Annotated in this window: 1 protein-coding gene; it reads left to right on the forward strand. The window is 39.3% G+C overall.

The window, feature by feature from the left end; genetic code table 11:
• On the forward strand, positions 1 to 206 hold a 206-nt coding region (locus EII29_RS11905; RefSeq protein ID WP_125237641.1), incomplete at both ends, for a hemolysin.

A 206-nucleotide genomic window follows, 5' to 3' on the forward strand; every position in this document is an offset into this window, starting at 1 on the left:
GTAACAGGAAACATAAAAAACCTTGAGCTTGTATCAGTTCAGAACACAAGTACAACAACGGGAAGCAGTAGCGGAATAAGTGTAGGAGTAAGTTCAACGGGAATGCCAAATTCCATAGGATTAAGCGGAAGTAAGACAAATGGAAGCAGAGCCTTTGTAGATAATCAGACAACATTTATAGTGGGAGACGGAAGTAATCTTACAAT

This window comes from Leptotrichia sp. OH3620_COT-345 (genome assembly GCF_003932895.1).
Lineage (GTDB): Bacteria > Fusobacteriota > Fusobacteriia > Fusobacteriales > Leptotrichiaceae > Pseudoleptotrichia.